This is a genomic window from Nocardioides sp. (assembly GCF_035697785.1).
Classification (GTDB): Bacteria; Actinomycetota; Actinomycetes; order Propionibacteriales; family Nocardioidaceae; genus Nocardioides_B.
Genome location: NZ_DASSCL010000117.1, coordinates 1 through 24,524 on the forward strand (window position 1 = coordinate 1; position 24,524 = coordinate 24,524).

The window sequence follows — 24,524 nt, forward strand, 5'->3', positions numbered from 1 at the left end:
CGGCCTGGATCCCGCCGCGACGTCGCTTCGGATCGGCATCTTCGGGGCGGAGCCCTGGACCGAGGCGATGCGCGCGGAGATCGAGCAGGCCTTCGCGATCCGCGCCGTCGATATTTACGGCCTGTCCGAAGTCATGGGCCCCGGAGTCGCCCAGGAATATGGCGACAGCCAGGACGGCCTCACCGTCTGGGAAGACCATTTCTATCCGGAGATCGTCGACCCTGGGACCGGCGAGGTGCTGCCCGCGGGAAGCGACGGCGAGCTCGTCTTCACGTCGCTGACCAAGCGGGCCATGCCGGTCGTCCGCTACCGCACCCGCGACCTCACCCGCCTGCTCCCCGGCACGGCGTACCCCGCCTTCCGCCGGATGCAGAAGGTCACCGGCCGCACCGACGACATGATGATCGTGCGAGGCGTGAACGTCTTCCCCACCCAGATCGAGGAGCTGGTGCTCGAGATCGAGGGGCTCACCCCGCACTACCTGTGCGTCCTCACCCGGCCCGGGAACCTGGACGAGCTGACCGTCCAGGTGGAAGCGCACGCATCCGTGGCACCGCCCGACCGGTCGGCGCTCAGCAGGGAGCTGGCCGGCAAGGTCAAGCACCGGATCGGGATCACCGCCGCCGTGGAGGTGCTGGCCCCGGACTCGCTGCAGCGCTCGCTCGGCAAGGCGGTGCGGATCAGCGACCAGCGCCGCCGCTGAGCCGCTGCCGGGCGCGGGTCCGCGGCGCGGGGCGCTCACGCACCTACACTCCTCGCGTGCCTCGGAAGCCCGCCGCCCTCGCCCTCGCGCTCGCCCTCTGCGCACCCGTCGCGGTGCTCGCCGCGCCGGCCGGTGCTGCGGAGCCGGGCACCTACTACCCGTCGAAGGGCAGCCCGGGCATCGACGTCGGCCGCTACCTCCTCGACCTCGACTGGAAGGCGGGCAAGCGCACGCTCTCGGGCACCGCGACGCTGCGCCTGCAGGCGGAGGCGCCGGCGCCGGCGCCGAGCTTCACGCTGGACCTGCACAAGCGGATGGTCGTCTCCAAGGTGACCGTCAACGGCGCCGCGACGAAGTTCACCCACGAGGGACAGGACCTCCTGGTGAAGGCGCCGGTGGTGCCGGGCACGGCGTACCAGGTGGAGGTGTCGTACGCCGGGAAACCGCGCGCGGTGAAGGCACCCACCTCCCGCGCCGACGACGACGGTGTCGGCTGGCACACCACCGACAGCGGCAAGGTGTGGACGACACAGAAGCCGTTCGGCGCCTTCACGTGGTACCCCGTCAACGACCACCCGGCCGACAAGGCGATCTACGACATCAAGCTCGCCGTACCCGACAAGTTCGTCGGGGTGTCCAACGGACGGCTGGAGGAGAAGACGACGTCCGGCGGGCAGACGAGGACGCACTTCGTGAACACCAGCCCGATGGCGTCGTACGCCGTGACCGTGGCGATCGGGCCCTACAAGCGCTACACCCAGGTCGGCCCGCACGACCTGCCGCTCACCTACTGGCTGCCGAAGGGCGGCAAGGACCTCCTCGAGCCGCTGGAGAAGACACCCGAGACGATCGCGTTCCTGGAGTCGCGCCTGGGCCCGTACCCGTTCGAGCGCGCCGGCGTCATCGTCACTCCCGGCCTCGGCTCGGTGGAGTCGCAGACGCTCATCACGCTGGCGCGGGACAACTGGCGGCAGGGCAAGACCGACGTGCGCGAGCAGGTGGCGCACCATCTGGCCCATGCCTGGTACGGCAACTCCGTGACGCCGAACGACTGGCGTGACAACTGGATGGGCGAGAGCGTTGCGACGTTCCTGCAGGCGAAGTACTCCGTGGCACAGCACTTCGACGGCTGGAAGTTCTGGAAGCGGGAGTTCTCCCGCAACGACGACTTCTACCGGGAGATCTACGGGCCGCCGGGTGCCTACTTCCCGAAGCACTTCGACCAGCGCAACGTGCACTACGGCGGCGCCCTGCTGATGGAGAAGCTCCGGGCGAAGATCGGCACCGACGTGTTCTACGCGGCGCTCGCGGAGTGGCCGGCTCAGAACAAGGACCGCAGCCGCGGCCGCGCCACCTACATCGACTTCCTCAGCGCGAAGACCGGCCAGGACCTGCGGCCCTGGTTCGAGGCCTGGCTGAACGGCGCCACCACGCCGCCTTCGTAGGACGTCCTAGTCTGGGGTGATGCTGACCGACATCGTCGTCGTCGACCTCACCCGCGCGCTCGCGGGCCCGCACGCCGCGATGATGCTCGCCGACCTCGGGGCGCGCGTCATCAAGGTGGAGTCGCCCGGTGGCGGCGACGAGTCCAGGTCGTGGGGGCCGCCCTTCGTCGGTCCCGACGAGGAGCCGGTCTCGACGTACTTCATGTCCTGCAACCGCAACAAGGAGTCGGTCACCGCGGACCTCAAGTCCGAGGAGGGCAAGGACTTCCTGGCCCGGCTGGTCGCCAAGGCAGACGTGCTGATGGAGAACTTCCGGCCCGGCGTGCTCGACCGGCTCGGGTTCTCCGTCGAGCGGTTGCACGAGCTCAACCCCCGGCTGGTGATCCTGTCGATCACCGGGTTCGGCCACGACGGCCCCGAGGGCGGCCGCGCCGGCTACGACCAGATCGCCCAGGGCGAGGCGGGGCTGATGTCGATCACCGGTCCCGGTCCGGACGACCCGACCCGGGTCGGCGTACCTATCGGGGACCTGCTGGCCGGGATGTACGGCGCCTACGGGGTGGTCGCCGCGCTGCACGAGCGCGCCGGCACCGGCCGCGGTCGGGTCGTGCGGGCGAGCCTGCTCTCGTCGATCGTCGGCGTGCACGCGTTCCAGGGGACCCGGTGGACCGTGGCCGGTGAGGTGCCGCACGCCATCGGCAACCACCACCCGTCCATCGCCCCGTACGGCCTGTTCCACACCGCCGACGCGCCGATCCAGATCGCCTGCGGCAACGACAACCAGTGGCGCGCCCTCGCGGGCCTGCTCGGCGTCGACGACGAGCGGTTCGCCTCCAACCGCGAACGGGTCGGTCACCGCGACGAGCTCATCGCGACGCTCGAGTCGGCGCTGGCGGCCGATGCCGCCGAGTCCTGGCTGCAGCGGCTCGCCGACCTGGGCATCCCGGCGGGCAAGGTGCGCACCTTCGACGACGTGTACTCCTGGGACCAGACCCGGTCGCAGGGACTGGTCGTCGAGGTCGAGCACCCGACGTTGGGGAAGGTCGAGCTGCCGGGGCCGCCGCTGCGCTTCGACGACAACCGGTACGCCGGTGCGCGCGAGCAACACCTGCCGCCGCCCCGGCTCGGCGAGCACGACGAGGCCGTCCGGGCGTGGCTCGACTCGGCGGCGTCCTCCGACTGAGGGACCCAAGCCCCGGTCTGGGCCGGTCGAGAAACTCCCGGGAATCGAGTTGGATGCGGTCCCGGCCGGGGAATGACAAGATCATCACCACACGGACCCCCGTCCCCGGCCCTGTCCCAGCGGGCCGGGGCACGGCCGGGTCCGTCGCACTCCTGGGGGTTCGCATGGTCCGGTGGCGTCATGGCTGCTGATCCGAGGCCCGCCCGGCTCTCCGCCACCGAGCTCATCGACCTGGTGCTCGACGAGGGCTCCTGGTCGTCCTGGGACACCCCGCCCGAGCGCGGACCGATGTCGGAGGAGTACGCCGCCGAGCTGGCCGCCGCGCAGGAGAAGACCGGTCTCGACGAGTCCGTGGTCACCGGCGAGGGCCTGATGCGTGGCCGCCGGGTGGCGGTGGTCGCGTGCGAGTTCCGGTTCCTGGCCGGGTCGATCGGCGTCGCGTCGGCGGAGCGTCTGGTCCGGGCGATCGAGCGCGCCACCACCGAGGGCCTGCCTCTCCTGGCCGCGCCGGTCTCGGGCGGCACCCGGATGCAGGAGGGCGTCGTCGCGTTCGTGCAGATGGTGAAGATCAGCCAGACCATCGCGGCGCACAAGGCGGCCGGGCTGCCCTACCTCGTGTACCTGCGACATCCCACCACCGGCGGCGTGATGGCGTCGTGGGGCTCGCTCGGACACGTGACCGTCGCGGAGCCGGGGGCGCTGGTCGGGTTCCTCGGGCCGCGGGTCTACGAGGCGTTGTACGACCGGCCGTTCCCCGCCGACGTGCAGACCTCGGAGAACCTCTATGCCCACGGACTGATCGACGCGGTCGTCCCGCCCGAGGAGATCGCGGCCATCCTCGACCGCGCGTTGACGGTGCTGCTCTCCCCGCGCGACGTCTCCCCCGACCCGGCGAACCCGCCGGTCGACGACATCCCCGACGTCGACACGTGGGAGTCGATCACGCGTTCGCGCCGGCCGGAGCGACCCGGCGTACGACGGCTGCTGAAGTACGCCGCGACCGACGTGATCCCGCTCAACGGCACAGGGCAGGGAGAGTCGGACCCGGGACTGCTGATCGCGCTGGCGCGCTTCGGCGGGTCGCCGTGCGTGTTCCTGGGCCAGGACCGGCGCGGGCAGACCGAGGCGCACCCGCTCGGACCGGGGGCGCTGCGCGAGGCGCGGCGCGGGATGCGGCTGGCGGCCGAGCTGGACCTGCCGCTGATGACTGTCATCGACACGCCGGGCGCGGCGCTCTCGGTGGAGGCCGAGGAGGGCGGGCTCGCCGGCGAGATCGCGCGATGCCTGGCCGACCTGGTCACGCTGCCCGCGCCCACGCTGTGCCTGCTGCTAGGTGAGGGCAACGGTGGTGGGGCGCTCGCGCTGCTGCCGGCCGACCGGGTCATCGCGGCGCAGCACGGCTGGCTGTCCCCGCTGCCGCCGGAGGGCGCGAGCGCCATCGTGCACCGCGACCTCGACCACGCCCCCGACATGGCGCGGGCGCAGAAGGTGCGGTCGCTCGACATGCGCGAGGCCGGGATCGTGGACCGGATCGTGGCGGAGCGGCCCGACGCGGCGGACGAGCCGGAGGAGTTCTGCCGCCGGCTCGGCGACGTGCTGCGCTACGAGCTCGCGACGCTGCTGCACCGGGACCGGGCCACGCTTGCGGTGGAGCGGGCCCAGCGCTACCGCGCCCTGGGTCTGGGCTGACGCACGGATCCGTGCCGAAAGCACCGCGATCCGGCCGATCTTTACCGTGAAAGCCCTGATGGGCCCGTTCCGCCTGGTGGTCTAGACGCTGAACTCATCCGTTCGGCCACCCCTTGAGTCCCTGACCGGCCACTCCTGGGCGCTTTCGCCTTCAACCACCGGCCGGCGCTCCTACGTTCCTCCCACCAACACAGGTGCCTCCGGGGGGAGGCTCGAACAACGGGTGGGGATCCGAATGAACAAGATGATCAAGGGCTCCGTTGCCGGCGCGACCGGCATCGTGCTTCTCATGGGGGGCTTCGGCACCTACGCGCTCTGGAGCGACAGCGCCGACATGGAAGCCAGCAAGGTCACTTCGGGTGAGCTCGACATCGCCGCGGGCGACGTGCACTGGAACGACCTGAGCACACAGGGGACCGACGACTGGGACCCGAACAACTCGAACCACCTCGTGGTTCCGGGTGACACGATCACGCGGACTCAGACCTTCGCCGTCAAGGGCACCGGCAAGAACCTCGAGGGGACGGTCACGTTCGCTCCTGGCGCCGAGACCAACAACGCCATCGGCGTCGACGTCGACGTGACGTCGGACAACGCCGAAGTGACCGAGACCGCTGCCGGGTCCAACAACTTCGCCTTCGACGCACCGTTCAGCACAGGAACGATGAAGGTGGTCGTCACGTACACACTGCCGCAATCCACTGACGGCCAGGTCGGCCAGAACGTCACCGCGTCCATCGCGGAGTCGACCCTGACCATCGCGCAGACCCGCTGACCGCCGGCAATCACCCCGCCGGACTTTCGTCGTGAGCCGCAGGACTCCACTCGCCGTCGCCGTGGTCGGCGCCCTCCTCGTCGGGGGCGCCACCACGGGGACGACGCATGCCCTGTGGCGCGACCAGGCAACGATGTCGGGCAGCGGCGTTGCCTCCGGCAGCATGAGCCACGCCGTCACGATCGATGGCCCATCTTCGTTGGGGACCCTGTCGCCCGTCCCGGGGGAATCGCCGAAGATCCTCGACGCCACGGTCCTCGACACCAGCCCTCAGGCCAAGAACCTTCGCCAGGCCATCACCTTCGCGGGTGTCGACCTCGTCGACCCGACGCCCGGGTTGTCGTTGTCACAACTGACGATGTCGGTCGGGATGAAGACGGCGGACGGCTGTTCGGCGCCCGCGCCCAGTGCTGCCGACGGCGACCTCACGACCTCGCTGGGCACGACCTCCCCTGGTGGATCGCTGGGAGTTTGCGTCAAGATCGCCGCCTTGACGGGCAGCCCTGATTCGACCGGCGTGCTGCGGCTCGAGTTTGACGGGGCACAGGTGCGACCCGACGGTCAGCAAGGGGGCTGGGCGTCAGCGGCAAGCACAACCGTGCCGCTCACAGTCGTGGGAGTCTCATCGCCCCCCGCCCCGAACGGCTTGGGGTGCGTGTCCTGGGTCAAGGGAGTTTCAGCCACCATCACGTGGACGTCCGTGCCTGGCGTCACCTACGCGCTCGTGAACAACGGACAGGTGAAGATCGCGAACATCACGAGCAGCATGCTTCCGCTGACCGTCAGGCCATCGGAGGTCGGCGGCAACAACGTCGACCTGAAGGTACGGGCCACGAACCCGGCAGGCGTCTCGACGGACAGCTCGTCGACCTTCAACATCCAGTTCCAGGCACCGAAGTGCTCGGCGTCATGACCACTGCACGGCAGTTCATCACCCAGGTGCTCAGCGTCGTGCTGCTCGGCACGGTCGTGCTCGGCGGGCTGGCGCTGATCGTCGTACCGAAGGCGACCGGGTCTCGTCCGCTGACCGTGCTGACCGGTTCGATGACGCCGACGTACAAGCCGGGCGACGTGGTGATCGTCAGGCCGACGCACGTGGACAACCTGCAGATCGGCGACGTGATCACGTTCCAGGCCGTCTCCGACGACCCGCGCCTGACCACGCACCGGATCAAGAGCGTGGTGCTGACCGGCGAGGGCCGCCAGTACGTCACGCAGGGCGACGCCAACGGCGCGGTCGACCCGGCGCCGATCAAGCCGGAGCAGGTGCGCGGGACGGTGTGGTACTCCGTGCCCTACGTGGGGTACGCCGCGACCTGGGCTGCCGGCGGCACGCTGCGTCTGCTGATCAACATCGCGGCCGGGGGGCTGCTGGCGTACGGCGGGTACCTGGTCACCGCCGGCGCGCTGGACAGCCGCCGACGCCGGCTCGAGGTGCCGTCGTGAGAGGGTCCCGGATCGCCACGGCCACGGCTGTCGCGGTGCTCGCGACGTTGGCGCCAGTGCTGCTGCTGTCCTCGCCCTCCCAGGCGGAGCCGCAGAAGCTGAAGGTGAGCAGGAGCGCGACCGGACCCTGGTCGGACCACCTGACCACCGCGCTGTTCGACGGCGGAGGGGCAATGGTCCCGGCGGACTCGGTCACCGACACGTTCTACGTCAGGAACGACTCACCGCAGGCGGCGCGGGCCACCCTCTCCGTGCCGCACCACCCGGCGCGCAACGGCCTGGAGCGGCACCTCGCCGTGAGTGCTGTGCTGGGCGGCGCCACCTCCGGGGTACCGCTGACCGGGGGGACCGGGTCGGACTGCACGGCCCACGTCTCGGGACCCCGCATCCCGGCGGGCGGCGTCCAGGAGGTCGCCGTCACGCTGCACCTCGACGACGTGGAGGGGCAGGTCGCGATGGGGCAGCGGGCGGACCTCGGGCTCGTGGTGACGCTGAGCCAGGTCGGACCCAACCAGCAGACCGACATCTGCGGCGCCGAGGACGGCGCCGAGCCGAACGCCGGATGCGTTGACCCGTCGCTGGCCGTGGTGGCGGTGGTGGGCGACGGGGGCTGTCCCGAGATCAAGGGCGAGCAGATCAAGGGCGAGCAGATCCTGGACGCCGCCGGAGACCTCCCGGACACCGGCGCCCAGCCCGGCGCCGGGACCTTGGCCGGGCTCGGGCTGGCCTGCGTCGCGGGCGGAGCCCTGCTGCTCGTCGAACGACGACGCCGGGAGACCGACGAGGCGTGACAAGCCGGGGTCAGCGGCCCGTCATGTGCCGGAACGTCTCGGGCTGGGTCCGTTCGAGGTGCGCCCGCGCACGGCGGCGGTACCGCCAGATGAGCACCAGGCCGAGCGTCCAGCCGACGTACTGCACCGACATCGCCAGCGTGTACGCCCGGGCGGGGTAGTCGGTGCTGGTGCCGGGCGTGAGCACGTCGAGCAGCACGCCGATCGCGAGCATCATCAACAGGGACGCCATGAAGCCGCCGACGTTGACGATTCCGGTCGCCGAGCCCAGCCGGTCGGCGGGGTTGAACGTGCGCGCGAGGTCGAAGCCGATCATCGAACCGGGACCGCCGAGCCCGGTCGACACGACCATGACGGCGAGCAGCCACACCGGCGCGTCCCCGGGCCAGAGCAGCACCGCCGCCCACGAGAGCATCGTGGCGATGATGATCGCCAGCACCAGCGTGGAGCGGTGCCACGGGTGCCGCGCGATGAAGCCGCCGACCAGCGGTCCGCCGACCATGAACGTGACCACGAGCAGCGACAGGAGCAGGCCGGCCGCAGCCGTCCCGGTGTTCTGGCCGTGCACGAAGAACGGGTAGCCCCATAGCAGGCCGAGGACGTTGGCGCCGAACTGGGTGGTGAAGTGCGACCACAGCCCCAGCCGGGTGCCGGGGTCGCGCCAGGACAGCTTCAGGTCGCGACCCACGGTGCGCACGTCCTTGCTGGTCCGCGACGGCGGCGCCCCGGGCGGTACGTCGCGCACCACCAGCAGCACCAGGACGCCCAGCACCACCCCGACCGCCGCGCTCGCCGCGAACGTGGCCGTCCAGCCGAAGTCCTCGAGCGACCGCGCCAGCGGTATGGCGGCGACCAGGGCGCCGCACTGGCCGAGCAGCGCCGTCCAGGCGGTGAGCACCGGGCTGCGCATCGGCGGGAACCACGACGCGATCAGCCGCAGCACGCTGATGAACACCATCGCGTCGCCCATGCCGACGAAGACGCGGGCCACCACGGCGCCGGCGTACGACGTGGTGAGCGCGAAGCCGAGCTGGGCGCACGTCATGACGACCGCGCCGGTGAACAGCAGCCGCTGCGGGCCGTACCGGTCGATGAGCACCCCCACCGGGATCTGCATCCCGGCGTACACGAGCAGCTGCAGCACGGTGAACGTGGACAGCTCGGACGCCGAGATGTCGAAGCGTTCGGTGGCGGCTAGCCCGGCCACGCCGAGGGACGAACGGTGGAAGATCGCGAGGAAGTACACGCCGACGGCGGTGAGCCACACGACCGTGGCGCGCCGTCCTCCCTGCGGCCCGGCCGCGACGGCTCCGGTCAATGCGACTCCCGGGCGAGCTGGACGGACCAGCGCAGATGCGACTTCACGACCTCGCAGAACTCGTCGGCGTCGTCCCCCTTGAGCGCGGCGATGACCCGGTCGTGCTCGGCGATCGCCTCGTCCATGCGGTCCACGCGGCCGCGGATCATGACCGAGGTGAACAGCGTCTGCCGCTCCCGGATCATCCGGTAGATCGAGGACAGCACGGCGTTGTCGGCGGCGTCGACGATCAGCTCGTGGAAGCGCCGGTCCGCGTCGGTGAACCCCGCGGTGTCGTGCTCGTTGCGACGCTGCCGCATCTCGGCGTGCACCGCCTCGACCTGGGGCAGCAGCCGGTCGCGGGCGGCGTACGACTTGGGTGCGGTGTGGATCTCGACGAGCTCACGCGCCTCCAGGACGTCCTCGACGTCGTGCATCGAGAACGTCGCGACCACGGCGCCCTTCTTGGGCCTGAGGTGCACCAGCCCCTCGACCTCGAGCCGGAGCAGCGCCTCGCGCACCGGCGTACGGCTCACGCCGAGCTCGTTGGCGAGGCCGCCCTCGGTGATCACGTCGCCGGCTTCGTAGACGGCGGACAGGATCGCCCACTTGGCGAAGTCGTAGGCACGGCGCGCGGCGGACCCGGGGGACGGGACGGACTCTCTCATGTTGCATACATCATCCCCGATGCGGGGAGACGCCGCGTCCCCCGGGTTCCGGCATGCCTCACATACCCGGGCGAACTCCCCCTTCCCGGGGAGAGTTCACACCGGGAAGGGGCCAATTCACTGGGTCCCCAGAGAATTGGCCCCCCACCCGCAGCTCAGTGCAACAGCGCGTTCGCGGGGTCCTCGAGCACGGCGGCCACGTCGGCGAGGAACCGGGACCCCTTCTCGCCGTCGATCAGCCGGTGGTCGAAGGACAGCGCCAACGTGGTGATGTCGCGGACCTTGATCTTGCCGTTGCCGGTCACCCACGGCTGCTTGCGCACCGCCCCGAAGCACAAGATGGCGGACTCGCCCGGGTTGATGATCGGCGTACCGGCGTCGACCCCGAACACCCCCACGTTCGTGATCGTGAACGTGCCCCCGGCCATCTCCGCCGGCTGGGTCTTGCCGTCGCGGGCCACCTTGGTCAGGTCGTTGATCGCCCGGCCGAGGTCGGGCAACGACATCGCGTCGGCGTCCTTGACGTTGGGTACGACGAGGCCGCGCGGCGTGGCCGCGGCGATGCCGAGGTTCACGTAGTGCTTGAACACGACCTCCTGCGCCGCGTCGTCCCAGGCCGCGTTGATCTCCGGAGTCCGCTTCATCGCCAGCAGCGCAGCCTTGGCGAGGATCAGCAGCGGGGAGATCTTCACGTCGCGGAAGTCGCGGTGCGCCTTGAGCCGCTCGACGAGCTTCATCGTGCGGGTCGCGTCGACGGTGATCCACTCGGTGACGTGCGGGGACGTGAACGCGGAGTCCACCATCGCCTGCGCCATCATCTTGCGCACGCCCTTGATCGGCTCCCGGGTCTCCCGCTCGCCCGGTGCGCGGGGCGCCGAGACCGGGGCCACGGCAGCCGCACCCCCGGCCGGCGCGGCTGGTGAGCCCGCCGCCGCCTGGACGTCCTCGCGGGTCACGGTGCCCTGCGGGCCCGAGGGGGTCAGCGAGAGCAGGTCGACGCCGAGGTCCTTGGCGAGCTTGCGCACCGGCGGCTTGGCCAGCACCCGGGTCGGGACCGGACCGTCGAGGTGGGCAGCGGGCGTGGACGGCACCGGGGTCTCCTCGGCCTCGACCACGTCGGCGGACGCGGCACCGCCGGGGGCGAACGCGCCCTGCAGCTGGAGCTGCGCGGCCGCTCCGGCGTCGGAGGCCGGGCTGGCGCCACCGCGACGGGGCCGGCGCTTGGCAGCGGACTCGCGCGGGCCGTAGCCGACCAGCGTCTGGTTCTCGCCACCGCCGGTGGCGGCCGGGTTGGACATGTCGATCTCGGCGGGCGGGGCGCTGGCCTGCGCGCCGGCCTTCTCGGCCATGCCGAGGTAGGGGTCCGACTCCGTGGAGGGAGTCGGCTCCCCGGGAGCCTCGCCGGCCTCGCCGATCCTGATGATCGGAGTGCCGACGGGGATGGTCTCCCCCTCCGGCACCAGCAGGGCCTGGATGGTGCCGGCGTACGGCGACGGCAGCTCGACCAGCGACTTGGCGGTCTCGATCTCGACCACGATGTCGTTGACCTTGATGACGTCGCCGACCTTCACCTTCCAGGTGACGATCTCGGCCTCGGTGAGACCCTCGCCGACGTCGGGCAGCTTGTACTCGTTCACGGGTTACTCCTGGGTCTCGACGGCTCGACCGCCGGCAGTGTCAGTAGGCGAGGGAACGGTCGACGGCGTCGAGGACGCGGTCCAGGTCGGGGAGCCACTCCTCCTCGATCCGGCTCGGCGGGTACGGGGTGTCGAACCCACCGACGCGCAGCACCGGCGCCTCGAGGGAGTAGAAGCACTCCTCGGTGATCCGCGCGGCCACCTCCGAGCCCATGCCGAGGTTGACGTGCGCCTCGTGGGTGACGACCGCGCGGCCGGTCTTGCGAACGGACTCGAAGACCGGGCCCAGGTCGAGCGGGGAGAGCGTGCGCAGGTCGATGACCTCGATGCTCTGCCCGTCGCCGGCGGCCGCCTCGGCCGAGGCCATGCACGTCTTCACCATCGGGCCGTAGGCCAGCAAGGTGAGGTCGGTGCCCTCGCGGACGACCCGCGAGGTGAACAGCGGCTGGGGCTGGACGGTCTCGTCGAGCTCGGCCTTGTCGGCGTGGTACTGCCGCTTCGGCTCGAGGAAGACGACGGGGTCGTCGCACTTGATGGCCTGCTGGATCATCCAGTAGCCGTCGACCGGGTTGGAGCAGGCCACCACCTTGAGCCCCGGGGTGTGCGCGAACTGCGCCTCCGGGCTCTCGCTGTGGTGCTCGACCGCACCGATGCCGCCGCCGAACGGGATCCGGATGACGATGGGCATCTTGACCTTGCCCTGGCTGCGGAAGTGGATCTTGGCGACCTGGCTGACGATCTGGTCGTACGCCGGGTAGACGAACCCGTCGAACTGGATCTCGCAGACGGGGCGGTAGCCGCGCATGGCGAGCCCGACCGCGGTGCCGAGGATGCCGGACTCGGCCAACGGGGAGTCGATGACCCGGTCCTCGCCGAAGTCCTTCTGCAGGCCGTCGGTGATCCGGAAGACGCCGCCGAGCTTGCCGACGTCCTCGCCCATCACGAGGACCTTCGAGTCGTCCTCCATGGCCTTGCGCAGACCGGCGTTGAGGCCCTTGGCCAGGGTGATCTTGCTCATCGGGAACCTCCGGCGGTCTCGAAGCTGTCGAGGTAGGCCGCAAAGCCCTCACGCTGCACGTCGAGCTCGGGGCTGCCCTCGGCGTACACCATGTCGAAGACGTCGAGCACGTGCGGCTCGGGCAGTGCCTTGCAACCTTCGCGGAGGTGCTCGCCGAGCGTCTCCGCCTCCTGGTCGATCTCGTCGAAGAAGTCCTGGTCGACGAGGCCGTTGCGGGTGAGGTAGACGCGGACCCGCTGGATCGGGTCCTTGAGCTTCCAGTGCTCGAGGTCCTCCGACAGCCGGTAACGGGTCGGGTCGTCGGTGGTGGTGTGCGCACCCATCCGGTAGGTGTACGCCTCCACGAGCGTCGGCCCCTGGCCCTCCCGGGCGCGCTGCAGCGCGGCCTTGGACACGGCGTACGTCGCGAGCACGTCGTTGCCGTCGACGCGGACGCCGGGGAACCCGAAGCCGAGCGCGCGCTGGTAGAGCGGGATCCGGGTCTGCCGCTCGATCGGCTCGGAGATGGCCCACTGGTTGTTCTGGCAGAAGAAGACCACCGGCGCGTTGTACGACGCAGCGAAGATGAACGACTCGTTCACGTCGCCCTGGCTGCTCGCGCCGTCGCCGAAGTACGCCACGACGGCAGCGTCGCGGTCGGCGTCACCGGTGCCGACCACGCCGTCGCGCTGCAGGCCCATCGCGTAGCCGGTGGCGTGCAGGGTCTGCGCGCCGATCACGATCGTGTACAGGCCGAAGTTGCCGTCGTTGGGGTCCCAGCCGCCCTGGTCGACGCCGCGGAACAGGCCGAGCAGCCGCAGCGGGTCGATGCCGCGGGTGTAGGCGACGCCGTGCTCGCGGTAGGTCGGGAAGACGAAGTCCTGGGGGCGGAGCGCACGGCCGGAACCGATCTGCGCGGCCTCCTGGCCGAGCAGCTGGGCCCAGATGCCGAGCTCTCCGTGACGCTGGAGCGCCGTGGCCTCGGTGTCGATGCGACGGGTCAGCACCATGTCGCGGTAGAAGCCCTTGATGGCCTCGTCGTCGAGATCGAAGCGGAAGTCGGGGTGCTCGACGCGCTCGCCCTCGGGCGTGAGCAGTTGGACCAGCTCGGGGCCGCCGTCGGCCTGGTTGGGGCCGAAGACCTCACCGAGGTCGGGACCGAAGTCCCCGGTGTCGCGGTCCGGATGTGTTTGGCTCACCTGCACTCCTTCGTGTCGTCGGCGCCGCGGGGTCTCCGCTGCCGGCTCTGGGAGCTGACGGCTCGTACCGTGCCGCCTCAGGACCGTCGCGGGGGTGGTGCGGCAGTGCTGACGGCGACGCGGCCGTGGTCGGACCGTCGCTGTGACCGGTGCCACACCGGTCTTTCGTGCTGCATAAGGTACCGGGCCGCGCGGCGACGCGCCTAATCCGGTGGCCGCACCGGGGGCTCGTCCGGGGGTGGCGGGATATCGACGGATGCACGTCCGAAAACCGCGCGACAGCCCGGCCGTCCGACCCCTAGCCTGTCAGGGGCATTGAGGAGGGACGGTCATGACACCTGCGACCAAGGCGGCACCGACGTTCGGCATCGTGCTGGGCGCGCTCGTGATCGTGTACGTCGTGTGGGGCTCGACGTACCTCGCCATCCGGATCGTCGTCGAGGAGGCGCCCCCGCTCACCTCGATGGGTCTGCGCTACGCCACCGCCGCCGTGCTGCTCGGCGCCGCGCTGAGCCTGCGCGGCGGCATCCGGCGACTGCGCATCACCGGCCGTCAGGCCCTCGGCGCCGGCTTCCTCGGGCTCATGCTTCCCGTCCTCGGCAACGGCATGGTGTCGGTGGCCGAGAACCTCGGCGCGCCGTCGGGCGTGACCGCCCTGCTGATCGCGATCGCGCCGCTGATCATCGTGGTGTTCCGGCTCGGCGCGGGCGACCGGCCCCGCGCGCTCACCCTGCTCGGGGTGCTCGCCGGGTTCGTCGGTCTCGCCGGCCTGGTGCTGGCAGGCAGCTCGGGCGAGGACGGCTTCCCGCTCGGGGCCGGCCTGCTCGTGCTGTTCGCCTCGACGTGCTGGGCGTTCGGCTCCTTCATGCAGCCGCGGCTGCATCTGCCCGAGGACGTGTTCGTCACCACCGTCTACGAGATGCTGTTCGGCGGCGCGATGCTGGTCGTGCTCGGCGTGCTGGCCGGTGAGCGGTTCACCGCGGCGTACGACACCCGCACCTGGGTGGCGCTGGCCTATCTCGTGGTGTTCGGCTCGGTGGTCGCGTTCACGTCTTACGTGTGGCTGCTCGCCAACGCGCCGATCTCGCTGGTCGCGACGTACGCCTACGTGAACCCGGTCGTCGCCGTGTTCCTGGGCTGGCTGGTGCTCAGCGAGGCGGTCACCCCGGCCGTGATCGTCGGCGGCGGGATCGTGGTGGCCGCGGTCGCCCTCGTGATCAGCGCCGAACGCCCGCGCCGGACCGGGCAGCAGGCCGCGGAGGCTGCGGCTGGCGAGCCCCGGCCGGACCTCGACGACGAGGCGCTCACCCGCGCCTGACGCGGCTCGGCAGGTTGACCGGTTCGTGCCGTTTGGGATGGCCCGAACGGGTGGTTTCCGGTGCCGGAACTTCCCAAATGCGACGCCTGTCGCTTTGGTGGGCAATGCGTGTGGCCGTCGACGGGACTGGCCGCCGTCTCATCAAGGGGGATCCACAGTGATCAGATCGAACCGTCCTGCCATGCGACTGGTGGCCGCCACCGTCGGCGTCGTGCTGGCGTCCACGGGGTTGGCGGCGGCCACGTCCTCGTCGGCGACCGCAGCACCGGGTGACACCGTCAAGGTCAAGGTCACCCAGCGCAACTTCGTGGACATGCCGACAACCCTGGCGCCGGGCGTGCACCGCTTCGCCGTCCGCTCGGTCGGCCACTCCGCGTTCCAGCTGGTCCGGCCGGACGCGGGCTACTCCAAGAGCCAGCTCCTAGCCGACCTCGACGCCGGCTTCGAGAACGGCGACGTCCGTGCCTTCAAGAGGTTCGAGCGCAACCTGCAGCTCGCCGGTGGCGTCTCAGCGGACTCGGGTGAGAAGGGCGTGATGTGGGCCAAGCTGAAGCGCGGCACCTACTGGGCCCTTGACACCGACCCGGCCGACCTCCGGCCGAGCCAGATCCTCACGGTCAAGGTGCGCGGTGAGAGCCAGGGCGGCTCGCTGCCCGCCGCCGCGACGCTGACGGCGTCGGGTGACGCCGCCTGGGCGCCGGACCCGGCCGCGATCCCGGCGAGCGGCAAGGTGACGCTGCGCAACGAGAGCAACGCCAACCACTTCTTCGGGTTGGCGCGCCTCAAGGCCGGAAGGACCCTGGCCGACGTCGACGCCTTCGTCGCGGCCATCACGAACGGCGACAACCCCGGCAAGTCGCCGATCCGGTTCGGCGTCGGCTTCGAGTCCGGAGTCGTCGGCCCCGGCCAGGCGATGACGATGAACTACGACCTGCCCGCGGGCGAGTACGTGATGGTCTGCTTCTGGCCGATGCCCGAGCACGACTTCATGCCGCACATGTTCATGGGCATGTACCGCCAGCTGACGGTGGGCTGAGCCCCGGCGTACCCGTCGACTCGTCGACACTCGACACGAGTGGGGCCCAGGCGATCCGCCTGGGCCCCGCTTCGGTCTCGCCAGGTCACCCGACCGCGGGTGCCGCAGCGATCCCCCCTGCCTGTCGGCCCGCCGGGCCGCCCCCCGACCCCACGGGCCGCGGCGTCGGGATCGTGCCCATCGGCACGAGGCCGTTCCGGAAGTTCGTGACGGCGGTCTGGACCGACTGCAGCCGGCGCAGCTCGCGCATCAGGTCGACCATCTCGCGGACGCCGTCCAGGTCACCCCCGGCCCGCGCACCCCGCAACCGGTCGCGGACCAGAGCCATCGCGAGGGCGGTCTGCCCCTGGGCGGCGAGGCGTTGTGCCTGCACCACCACGTCTCTCCGGGCCTGAGCCTGCAGGGCCTCGTCGATGACCGCGGCGGCCGACGGTCGCACCCACGAGCGCAGGGCGCCGGAGACCAGCTCGCTGCCGAGCCCGAAGCCGGCAACCCGTCTCTCCACCAGCCCGTTGTCGACCAGGACGGCAAGCACCGCGTCCACCGGCGCGGTCCGACCCATCGCGTCGAGGGTCCGGCTCAACGTGTCAGAGCTCAGCGGGGTGCTGGCGACCGCCAGCACCGAGAGCACGTCCAGCGACTCGCCGTCGATGCTCCGCAGGACGGCGGCCAGCGCGCCGGCCCCGCCCGTGGCCCGTACGTGCTCCTGCCGGTCCGCGAGGTGCAGCCCGTGCGGGCCCCAGATGACCCGGCCCTCGGACACCCATTCGCGAGCCACCCGGCAGGCCGCGCCCGCGAACCCGGAGGACCGCTCCCACAGCTCGTCGACCAGAGCGGGGGCGGGCGTGCCCTGCAGCAGGATGGACGCGAGCTCAGCGAAGTCTCCGACCGTCAGACGTGGCAACCGGACGACCGCGTCGCCGCCGTCCGCATCGGCCACCCCCCCGACCGGGGCCTCGGTCGCCCGCACGACCACGACGCCGGGGCAGCGCTTGGCGAGAGCGTGCACGATGTTCACCGCCCAGGCCGGCGGCAGGCTGCCGGACGGGAGCAGGACCACGCCAGGGGAAGCGGCGTCGTCACCACCGTCGAGCACCTCCGGCGAGTACGCATCGGCGGGCAAGGTGGAGAGGTCGTAGAGCGGGAGTCCGAGCTCTCGCGCGGCCAGGTCGGCGACAGTACGCCGACCGGAGCCCTCGGGCCCGCACAGCCACACCACCGACCCCGCGGCCGAGCCCTCCAGGACCCGGCGGGCCGCGGCGACCAGCTCGGTCACCGGGGTCTCGACACCGACGTGCCGCCACGTGTACTGCGGTCCCGAGGATCCGCTCAGCACCAGCATGTGCAGCGCCCTTGTCTGCGGCGAGGGGTCCACACCGAGCCGCTCCGCGAGGTCCTGACGCAGCTGCTCGTACACCCCGAGCGCACGGTCGGTCTCGCCGAGGCTCGCGTGCGCCCGCATCAGCGCCCGCGTCACCTCCTCGGTCGGCTCGATGTCACGGGCACGGCCGGCGAGGTCCAGGCTGTCGCGCAGCCAGCCACGGGCCGCGGCCGCCTCCGCGCCGTCGAGCAGCAGCCGCAGCCGCTGCGAGCGGAACCACTCGTGCGCCTCCGCGTCCCACTCGCCCGAGGTCACCTCGATGTCACCGGCGTACAGGGCCTCCGCCTCGCGGACCAGCGCCACGACCGCCTCGCAGTCCCCGGCCCGGCGGGCCTGGTCGACCTCGTGCACGCGCCGGGTGTAGGCCCAGGTGTCCACCCAGACGTCCGTCAGCGCCAGGCACCCCGGCTGCCGGGAGAGGCAGTCCCCTCCCAGGACCCTGCGGAGCTGGCTGGCCGCGGTCCGGAGGCTGGCCCGCCCATGGTCCCAGTCGACCGACGGCCACAGCTTGTCCACGACGGACGCGACCGACATGGGTCGGCCGCCGTTGAGCGCCAGCAGCCGCAGCAGGTCGAGTGTCTTCGTCGAGCGCCACTCGTCCGGCGTGACGACGCTCCCGTCGACGCGGCGAACGAGCAGCGGTCCCAGCAACCGCAGTTCGACGATGTCCATGTGCCCCGGCCCCCCGGCCCTCGTGCCGTGTTCCCCGGCCCTCGTGAAGTCCCGCCCCCGAGCGACTTCCCCTCAGTTGTACGGGGTCCGGGACCAGTCGGACAGGCATATTTTCGAAACCGTCCCTCTGCGCGGATCCCGTTAGCCCGTTCGCGTCAGGCGCACGCTGCCCAAATGACCAGAGCCAGGCCCCATCTGCGTCAATCCTCCGCCGTTTTACGCATTTTTTACGCTGCGCGCGGGCGGTTTCACGCCGCGCTCACGGGGGGTCCCGCACACTCGTACCCACACCAGGTGAGACTCGTCGGGCATCCCGCGCCGCGGCGACCTCGGGACGCTCTGACGAACGGCGGCCCCCATCTTCCCCGGGATGGGGGCTGTCGCCGGCACCTGCCCCGCGTGGTCCATGCAGGTGACCCGCGGGTAACTTCGAGCCATGAGTGAGCACCAGGTCTCCGCGAGCCTCACGATCACCGCCCCGCCCTCGGCCGTGTTCGCGATCGTCGCCGATCCGCACCAGCATCCGCGCATCGACGGCTCGGGGTCCGTGCAGAGCGTGATCGAGGGACCGGACCACGTGACGAAGGGCGACCGGTTCCAGGTGAGCATGCGGCTGTTCGGGGTGCCGTACACCATCGCCAACACCGTCGTGGAGTACGAGCCCGACCGCCGGATCGCGTGGCGGCACTTCGGCGGCCACCGGTGGCGCTACGAGCTGGAGCCGAGCGGCACGGGGACACGGGTCACCGAGACGTTCGACTACTCCCGCTACAACCGGCTGTGGCGCACCTTCATCGAGGTGACCGGCTTCCCGGATCGCAACCGGCAGGGCATCGAGGCCACGCTGGTGCGGCTCAAGGAGGCGGCCGAGAGCGACGTGCGTCTAGCCTGACGGCATGAGCCGACGGTCCGCCCGGGCAAGGGGGTCGGCGCCGCCGGAGGATCGCACGCTGCGGGCCCGGATGGACGCCCTGTGGCCCGACGTGGTCCGGCCGTTGCGCGGGCTGTACGGCGACCGGGCCGACTTCGACGCGTTGCTCGGCCGGCTGCGCGACCAGGTGGCCGCGGCGTATGCCGAGCGCTCCCCCGCCCTGCGCGCCCTCGACGAGCGGCGGCTGGTCACCCCAGACTGGTTCCAGCGCAGCGACGTGCTCGGCTACGTCTGCTACGTCGACCGGTTCGCGGGCACGCTCCCCGACCTGCTGGGCGGCCAATCGCACGACCAGCCGGGCCGGATCGACTACGTCGACTACCTCCGCGAGCTCGGGGTGGGCCTGCTGCACCTGATGCCGCTGCTGCGACCGCGGCCCGGACCGAACGACGGGGGCTACGCGGTCGCCGACTACCGCGACGTCGACCCGCGCCTCGGCAGCATGGACGACCTGCGCGACGTCGCGGATGTGCTGCGCGGGCGCGGCATCTCGCTGGTGCTCGACCTGGTCTGCAACCACACGGCGCGTGAGCACGAGTGGGCCGAGCGGGCCCGGGCGGGCGATCCGACGTACCTCGCGTACTACCGCACCTATCCCGACCGCACCGAGCCGGACCGCTGGGAGCGGACGCTGCCGGAGGTCTTCCCGGACTTCGCGCCCGGCAACTTCACCTGGGTGCCGGAGTGCGAGCGGTGGGTGTGGTCGACGTTCAACGACTACCAGTGGGACCTCGACTACTCGAACCCGGACGTGTTCGCGGACATGTTCGGGGTGATCTGCCACCTCGCCAACGTGGGCGTGGAGGTGCTGCGGCTGGACGCGGTGGCGTTCATGTGGAAGCGGCTGGGCACCAACTGCCAGAACCAGCCCGAGGTGCACCTGCTGCTGCAGGCGTGGCGGGCGCTGTCCCGGATCGTCGCGCCCGGCGTGATCCTGCTGGCCGAGGCGATCGTGTCGCCGGACGACCTGGTCGGGTACCTCGGCCAGGGCGAAGGGGCCGGCAAGGAGTGCCAGCTGGCCTACCACAACGTGCTGATGGTCAGCCTGTGGAGCGCGCTCGCCGAGCAGAACGCCACCCTGCTCACGCACACGCTGCGCGCGATGCCGCCGATCCCGCCGTCGGCCGCGTGGCTGACCTACGTGCGGCTGCACGACGACATCGGCTGGGCGGTGACCGACGAGAACGCCGGCGCCGTCGGGCTCGGCGGCTACGACCACCGGGCGTTCCTGTCGGACTTCTACTCCGGCGAGTTCCCCGGCTCGTTCGCTCGCGGTGAGGTTTTCCAGGCGAACCCCGCGACCGGGGACCGGCGGATCAGCGGTTCCCTGGCCTCACTCGCCGGGCTCGAGCTGGCGCTCGAGCGTGGTGACGACGAGGCGGCCGAGTTCGCCGTACGACGGATCCTGCTGCTGCACCACCTGATCCTCACCTTCGGCGGCATCCCGCTGATCTACATGGGTGACGAGATCGGGTTGCGCAACGACCCGGCGTACGCCGAGGACCCGGACCTCGCCGACGACAACCGGTGGCTGCACCGGCCGCGGATGGACTGGACGGCCGCCGCGCGCCGGACCGACCCGGGCAGCATCGAGGGGCGGATCTTCTCCGAGCTGCGGCGCCTCGTCCGGCTGCGCGCCGGCACACCCGAGCTGCACGCCCAGGCCGAGGCCGAGGCGATCTGGCACGACGACCCGCGGCTGTTCATGCTGCTGCGGACCAGTGCCCGCGGCGACCTGCTGATCCTCGCGAACGTCGCGCCGCACGCATTCGACGCCACGCTTCCGCCGGGTTGGGACCGGGTCGTCGACCTCGTGACCGGGCAGCACGTCGAGTGGCGGGTCGCCATGGCGGAGTACCAGGTCCGGTGGCTGCGCCGGGTGTGACGTGGGTGCCGTGGCGGGGGTGGATTACCACGGTCCCGTGGTAAACGGCCGCTCCCCGTGGCGATATCACCACGGGGAGCGGGAGATTCACTGGGTACCCAGGGGATTCACCAGGTGTACAGGAACACGTCCGTGGTGCCGTTGGTGTCCCCCGTGACGAAGTCACCGCTGAACGTCGAGAAGGACAGGGCGTGCCCGTCACCGGAGATCGTCGCGCCGTTCTGCACGTTCGAGATGAGCAGCTCGGTCCGGCCGGCCTGTCGGTCGCGCAGGTAGAGCGAGCTCACGTTGCCGCCACCCTTCACCAGGTTGGGCGAGCCGTGGAACGCGACGTAGCGGCCGTCCGCGGAGATGGCCGGCGCGACGGTCGGGCCCCCGGCGCGCTTCTCCCGGCTGTTCACCGAGGCGATCTCCGTCTTGTCCTTCTTCCGGTCGTGGACGAAGACGTCGACCTTCTTGTTCTTGTCGTTGTCCACGAGGTTGCCGGCGTTGGAGGAGAAGACGATGAAGCGACCGTTGCCGGCCAGGTCCGACTCGAAGCTCGGCTTGCCGGCCTGCTCGCCCTCGCTGCTCACCGACACCCGCACCGTGTTGTCCTTGCGGAGGTCGCGCACGAACACGTCGTGCACCTTGTTGCTGTCGCTCTTGACGAGCTTGCCCTTGGATGTGAACGAGATGAAGCGGCCGTTGTCGGAGATGCTCGGCTCCTTTCCGCCGCCCTCGTTGCCCTTGCGGGTCACCGAGACCAGCTCGGTGGTGTCCGTCACGAGGTCGCGCACGTAGACGTCCTGGCTCGAGGAGTCACGGTCCTCAGGCACCAGTCGGGCGAACGTCGTGAAGGCCACGTAGCGCCCGTTGCGGGAGACGGAGCCGTCGGTGCTGGGCTGCCGGGCCTGCTCACCGTTGTCGGCGACCGACACACGCTCCGTGCTGCCGGTGACGCGGTCGCGGATGAACACGTCGTCCACGCCGTTCACGTCGTTGGCGACCAGGTCCGCGGTCCGGGACGTGAAGACCACGTACCGTCCGTCGGCGGACACGTCGTCGACCGTCCCACCCCCTGCCTGGCCGGTCGTGCCGACGCTGACCAGCTCGGTCGTGCCGTTGACGAGGTCGCGCAGGTAGACGTCCAGGCGGTGGTCGGTGTCCTCGGCCACCAGGTCGGACGCCGCCGACGTGAATGCGACGTAGCGACCGTCTCCGGAGATGACGCCGTCCTGGCTGAAGAACTGGGCCTGGGTCTCGTTGCTGCTCACCGAGACGCGGTTGACCGAGATCGCCGCGCCGGCGGTGGTCGTCAGGGCTGCGGTGCCCACGACCAGACCGAGGGCGGCGACGCCGACGAGCCAGGGGCGGGTACGGGGTGTTGGCATGGTGGTTCTCCCTCGTGCCAGTCCCCGCCGGGCCGCCGGGTGCGGGCGGACGTGCTGGCGCATCGTAAAGGTAAGGGGCGCACCCCTCGTCGGCGGCGAGACACGACGAAGAGTCGGCGCCGTTGTCGTCGTTTCCGGTACGACGGGACGTCAGCGGACGAGCGCGAACACGTCCCGCAGGTCGTTCGTGTCCGGGGTGACGACGTTGTGGCGGAACGCGTCGAAGACGACGACCTTGGCGTTGCCCGACAGCACGGCGCCGTCGCCGACCTTCTTCACGAGGAGGTCGGTGGTGCCTGCCGTGCGGTCGCGGAGGTAAAGCGCGTCCGTGGTCCGGCCACCGTCGCGGAGGTCGGCAGCGGCGTTGAACGAGACAAACCTGCCGTCGGCCGAGATCGACGGGGTGATCACCGGCCCGCCGGCCTGCCGCTCGCCGCTGTCGACGGAGACGAGCTGGGTCTTGTCCATGCGCCGGTCGTGGACGTAGACGTCAAGCTTTGCGTTGGTGTCCTTGCCGGAGAGCCTCGACTTCGTCGTGAACAGCACGTAGCGACCGAAGCCCGCCATCTCCGGCCCGAAGCTGCGCTTGCGCGCCTCGTCACCCTTGCTGTCGACCGAGATGCGCTCGGTCCGGTCCTTGCTCAGGTCGCGGACGAAGACGTCGTGCTTCTTGTTCGTGTCCCGCTTCACGAGCCGCTTGCTCCCCGAGAGGAAGGCCACGAAGCGCCCGTCGTCGGAGATGCTCGGCCGCTGCCCCCCTGCCTCGAAGCCGTCGCGCCCGACCGAGACCAGCTCGGTGGTGCCGCCGACCGTGTCGCGTACGTAGACGTCCAGGCTGCCGGAGTCACGGTCGGCGTCTGACAGCGGCGCGTACGTCGTGAACGCCACGTAGCGGCCGTCCCTCGACACGCTGCCGGCGAGGCTTCGGTCGGCCGCCTGCGTCTCGTCGCCGTCGACGGACACGCGCTGGGTCGTGCCGGCGACCCGGTCGCGGACGAACACGTCGCCGACGCCGTTGAAGTCGTTGGCGACCACGCTGGTGCCGAACGACGTGAACACCACGAAGCGCCCGTCGGCGGAGATGTCGTCGAGCGTGCCGCCACTGGGAGCACCGTTCATGTCGACGGTGATCAGCTCGGTGGTGCCGAGGACGCGGTCGCGGACGTAGACGTCGCCGTTGAGGTTGGTGTCCAGCGGCGACAAGTTGGTGGCGAGCGACCAGAAGGCGACGAAACGGCCGTCGGCGGAGGGGATGCCGAGATCGCTGACCCCGTTGGCCTCCGCGCCGCCCGTCGCGACCGACGCGCGGTCGACCGTCGCCTCGGCACTCGCCACCCCGGTGGCCAGGGTCGTCGTTGCCGCGACCGCGGCCAGGGCGACGGCTGCAGCCGGCCAGGAGCCGGTCAGGGACTTGCGCATGCTTCCTCCGTTGACGCCGGTCGTCGCCGGATTCCCGGCAAAAGGGATGGGTCGACCGGACAAGCCTCCGCATCAAATCATGACGAAACGGCACGGTTGACGCCGAGAGCCCCGTGTCGCCGAACTGTTACCAAGCAGCTCAGGCCAGCGAGTCGACCCAGGCCTCGTGCAGCGCCGAGAACCGACCCTGACCAGCGGCGATGAGCTGGTCGGGCGTCCCGTCCTCGACGATGCGCCCGTGCTCGAGCACCAGCACCCGATCGGCGATCTCGACCGTCGACAGCCGGTGGGCGATGATCACCGCCGTCCGGTCGGCCAGGATCGTGCGGAGCGCGTGCTGGACCAGTCGCTCGGAGGGTACGTCGAGGGAGCTGGTCGCCTCGTCGAGGATCAGCACGTCCGGGTCGGCGAGGAACGCACGGGCGAACGCCACGAGCTGGCGCTGTCCCGCCGAGAGCCGGCCGCCCTTGTTGGCGACGTCGGTGTCGTAGCCCTGCGGCAGCCGGCTGATGAAGTCGTGCGCGCCGATCGCCCGGGTCGCCGCCTCCACCTCGGCATCGGTGGCGGTCGGCCGGCCGAAGCGGATGTTGTCGGCCACGGTCCCGTTGAACATGTAGTTCTCCTGGGTGACCATCACCACCGAGCGCCGCAGCGTGTTCTCTGAGAGGTCGCGCAGGCT

Annotated in this window: 21 protein-coding genes; 12 read left to right on the forward strand and 9 right to left on the reverse strand. The window is 70.9% G+C overall.

What is annotated here, in order from left to right; all coding sequences use genetic code 11:
• The 8 genes from VFH10_RS12575 to VFH10_RS12610 all read left to right on the forward strand — a co-directional run.
• Positions 1 to 703 (forward strand): AMP-binding protein (locus VFH10_RS12575; protein WP_325129020.1); only part of this gene is annotated, 703 nt, incomplete at its 5' end.
• A gap of 56 nt (positions 704 to 759) precedes the next feature.
• Positions 760 to 2,148: a M1 family metallopeptidase gene (locus tag VFH10_RS12580; protein WP_325129024.1), complete on the forward strand. Its 1,389-nt coding sequence runs from the start codon at positions 760 to 762 to the stop codon at positions 2,146 to 2,148.
• Positions 2,149 to 2,167: 19 nt separating this feature from the next.
• Complete coding sequence (locus VFH10_RS12585) at positions 2,168 to 3,331, forward strand: CoA transferase (protein ID WP_325129026.1); 1,164 nt, start codon at positions 2,168 to 2,170, stop codon at positions 3,329 to 3,331.
• Between the two features lie 180 nt (positions 3,332 to 3,511).
• The gene (locus tag VFH10_RS12590) at positions 3,512 to 5,020 is read left to right on the forward strand and encodes a carboxyl transferase domain-containing protein (RefSeq protein WP_325129028.1); all 1,509 of its coding nucleotides are present in this window, start codon (positions 3,512 to 3,514) and stop codon (positions 5,018 to 5,020) included.
• A 235-nt stretch (positions 5,021 to 5,255) separates the two neighbouring features.
• The gene (locus tag VFH10_RS12595) at positions 5,256 to 5,795 is read left to right on the forward strand and encodes an alternate-type signal peptide domain-containing protein (protein ID WP_325129031.1); all 540 of its coding nucleotides are present in this window, start codon (positions 5,256 to 5,258) and stop codon (positions 5,793 to 5,795) included.
• Positions 5,796 to 5,826: 31 nt separating this feature from the next.
• Positions 5,827 to 6,708 carry a hypothetical protein gene (locus tag VFH10_RS12600; protein WP_325129033.1) on the forward strand — a complete coding sequence of 294 codons (882 nt, stop codon included), beginning with the start codon at positions 5,827 to 5,829 and terminating at the stop codon, positions 6,706 to 6,708.
• Positions 6,705 to 7,241: a signal peptidase I gene (locus tag VFH10_RS12605; RefSeq protein WP_325129035.1), complete on the forward strand. Its 537-nt coding sequence runs from the start codon at positions 6,705 to 6,707 to the stop codon at positions 7,239 to 7,241. Before VFH10_RS12600 ends, VFH10_RS12605 begins: the two co-directional genes overlap by 4 nt.
• Complete coding sequence (locus VFH10_RS12610; protein ID WP_325129037.1) at positions 7,238 to 8,032, forward strand: LPXTG cell wall anchor domain-containing protein; 795 nt, start codon at positions 7,238 to 7,240, stop codon at positions 8,030 to 8,032. The genes VFH10_RS12605 and VFH10_RS12610 overlap by 4 nt, the downstream gene beginning before the upstream one ends.
• A gap of 10 nt (positions 8,033 to 8,042) precedes the next feature.
• On the opposite strand, the gene VFH10_RS12615 is transcribed toward VFH10_RS12610, so the two are convergent.
• The 5 genes from VFH10_RS12615 to pdhA all read right to left on the reverse strand — a co-directional run bounded on the left by VFH10_RS12615 (position 8,043) and on the right by pdhA (position 13,737).
• A complete protein-coding gene (locus VFH10_RS12615; protein ID WP_325129039.1) occupies positions 8,043 to 9,350 on the reverse strand; it encodes an MFS transporter in 1,308 nt (435 codons plus the stop codon).
• Entirely contained in the window at positions 9,347 to 9,997 is a 651-nt protein-coding gene (locus VFH10_RS12620) for a GntR family transcriptional regulator (protein ID WP_325129041.1), read from the reverse strand. The genes VFH10_RS12615 and VFH10_RS12620 overlap by 4 nt, the downstream gene beginning before the upstream one ends.
• A 155-nt stretch (positions 9,998 to 10,152) precedes the next feature.
• A complete protein-coding gene (locus VFH10_RS12625) occupies positions 10,153 to 11,634 on the reverse strand; it encodes a dihydrolipoamide acetyltransferase family protein (RefSeq protein ID WP_325129043.1) in 1,482 nt (493 codons plus the stop codon).
• 40 nt (positions 11,635 to 11,674) lie between these two features.
• Positions 11,675 to 12,652 (reverse strand): alpha-ketoacid dehydrogenase subunit beta, encoded by a 978-nt coding sequence (locus tag VFH10_RS12630; RefSeq protein WP_325129045.1) that lies wholly within the window; start codon positions 12,650 to 12,652, stop codon positions 11,675 to 11,677.
• Complete coding sequence (gene pdhA / locus VFH10_RS12635) at positions 12,649 to 13,737, reverse strand: pyruvate dehydrogenase (acetyl-transferring) E1 component subunit alpha (protein WP_325129063.1); 1,089 nt, start codon at positions 13,735 to 13,737, stop codon at positions 12,649 to 12,651. Before pdhA ends, VFH10_RS12630 begins: the two co-directional genes overlap by 4 nt.
• 424 nt (positions 13,738 to 14,161) lie before the next feature.
• Here pdhA and VFH10_RS12640 point away from each other — a divergent pair, with 424 nt between their 5' ends.
• Positions 14,162 to 15,148: an EamA family transporter gene (locus VFH10_RS12640; RefSeq protein WP_325129047.1), complete on the forward strand. Its 987-nt coding sequence runs from the start codon at positions 14,162 to 14,164 to the stop codon at positions 15,146 to 15,148.
• A gap of 181 nt (positions 15,149 to 15,329) precedes the next feature.
• Positions 15,330 to 16,184 carry a hypothetical protein gene (locus tag VFH10_RS12645; protein WP_325129049.1) on the forward strand — a complete coding sequence of 285 codons (855 nt, stop codon included), beginning with the start codon at positions 15,330 to 15,332 and terminating at the stop codon, positions 16,182 to 16,184.
• 85 nt (positions 16,185 to 16,269) lie between these two features.
• Here the strand turns inward: VFH10_RS12645 and VFH10_RS12650 are convergent, their stop codons facing one another.
• Positions 16,270 to 18,237: a bacterial transcriptional activator domain-containing protein gene (locus VFH10_RS12650; RefSeq protein ID WP_325129051.1), complete on the reverse strand. Its 1,968-nt coding sequence runs from the start codon at positions 18,235 to 18,237 to the stop codon at positions 16,270 to 16,272.
• 436 nt (positions 18,238 to 18,673) lie between these two features.
• Here VFH10_RS12650 and VFH10_RS12655 point away from each other — a divergent pair, with 436 nt between their 5' ends.
• Positions 18,674 to 19,129, forward strand: coding sequence for an SRPBCC family protein (locus VFH10_RS12655; RefSeq protein ID WP_325129053.1), 456 nt, complete (start codon positions 18,674 to 18,676; stop codon positions 19,127 to 19,129).
• 4 nt (positions 19,130 to 19,133) lie between these two features.
• Entirely contained in the window at positions 19,134 to 21,053 is a 1,920-nt protein-coding gene (locus VFH10_RS12660; protein WP_325129055.1) for an alpha-amylase family protein, read from the forward strand.
• A gap of 107 nt (positions 21,054 to 21,160) precedes the next feature.
• Here the strand turns inward: VFH10_RS12660 and VFH10_RS12665 are convergent, their stop codons facing one another.
• The 3 genes from VFH10_RS12665 to VFH10_RS12675 form a co-directional block, all read right to left on the reverse strand.
• Positions 21,161 to 22,426: a hypothetical protein gene (locus tag VFH10_RS12665; RefSeq protein ID WP_325129057.1), complete on the reverse strand. Its 1,266-nt coding sequence runs from the start codon at positions 22,424 to 22,426 to the stop codon at positions 21,161 to 21,163.
• Between the two features lie 150 nt (positions 22,427 to 22,576).
• The gene (locus tag VFH10_RS12670) at positions 22,577 to 23,845 is read right to left on the reverse strand and encodes a hypothetical protein (protein ID WP_325129059.1); all 1,269 of its coding nucleotides are present in this window, start codon (positions 23,843 to 23,845) and stop codon (positions 22,577 to 22,579) included.
• Positions 23,846 to 23,984: 139 nt separating this feature from the next.
• A partial coding sequence (locus tag VFH10_RS12675) for an ATP-binding cassette domain-containing protein (protein WP_325129061.1) occupies positions 23,985 to 24,524 on the reverse strand: 540 nt, incomplete at its 5' end.

Bases quoted from the DNA above. Each gene is read 5' to 3' on its own strand.
- VFH10_RS12620 (WP_325129041.1), bottom strand. From the start codon at position 9,997: ATGAGAGAGTCCGTCCCGTCCCCCGGGTCCGCCGCGCGCCGTGCCTAC.
- VFH10_RS12640 (WP_325129047.1), top strand. From the start codon at position 14,162: ATGACACCTGCGACCAAGGCGGCACCGACGTTCGGCATCGTGCTGGGC.
- VFH10_RS12595 (WP_325129031.1), top strand. From the start codon at position 5,256: ATGAACAAGATGATCAAGGGCTCCGTTGCCGGCGCGACCGGCATCGTG.
- VFH10_RS12650 (WP_325129051.1), bottom strand. From the start codon at position 18,237: ATGGACATCGTCGAACTGCGGTTGCTGGGACCGCTGCTCGTTCGCCGC.
- VFH10_RS12665 (WP_325129057.1), bottom strand. From the start codon at position 22,426: ATGCCAACACCCCGTACCCGCCCCTGGCTCGTCGGCGTCGCCGCCCTC.
- VFH10_RS12590 (WP_325129028.1), top strand. From the start codon at position 3,512: ATGGCTGCTGATCCGAGGCCCGCCCGGCTCTCCGCCACCGAGCTCATC.
- VFH10_RS12630 (WP_325129045.1), bottom strand. From the start codon at position 12,652: ATGAGCAAGATCACCCTGGCCAAGGGCCTCAACGCCGGTCTGCGCAAG.
- VFH10_RS12605 (WP_325129035.1), top strand. From the start codon at position 6,705: ATGACCACTGCACGGCAGTTCATCACCCAGGTGCTCAGCGTCGTGCTG.
- VFH10_RS12645 (WP_325129049.1), top strand. From the start codon at position 15,330: ATGCGACTGGTGGCCGCCACCGTCGGCGTCGTGCTGGCGTCCACGGGG.
- VFH10_RS12670 (WP_325129059.1), bottom strand. From the start codon at position 23,845: ATGCGCAAGTCCCTGACCGGCTCCTGGCCGGCTGCAGCCGTCGCCCTG.
- VFH10_RS12655 (WP_325129053.1), top strand. From the start codon at position 18,674: ATGAGTGAGCACCAGGTCTCCGCGAGCCTCACGATCACCGCCCCGCCC.
- VFH10_RS12660 (WP_325129055.1), top strand. From the start codon at position 19,134: ATGAGCCGACGGTCCGCCCGGGCAAGGGGGTCGGCGCCGCCGGAGGAT.
- VFH10_RS12585 (WP_325129026.1), top strand. From the start codon at position 2,168: ATGCTGACCGACATCGTCGTCGTCGACCTCACCCGCGCGCTCGCGGGC.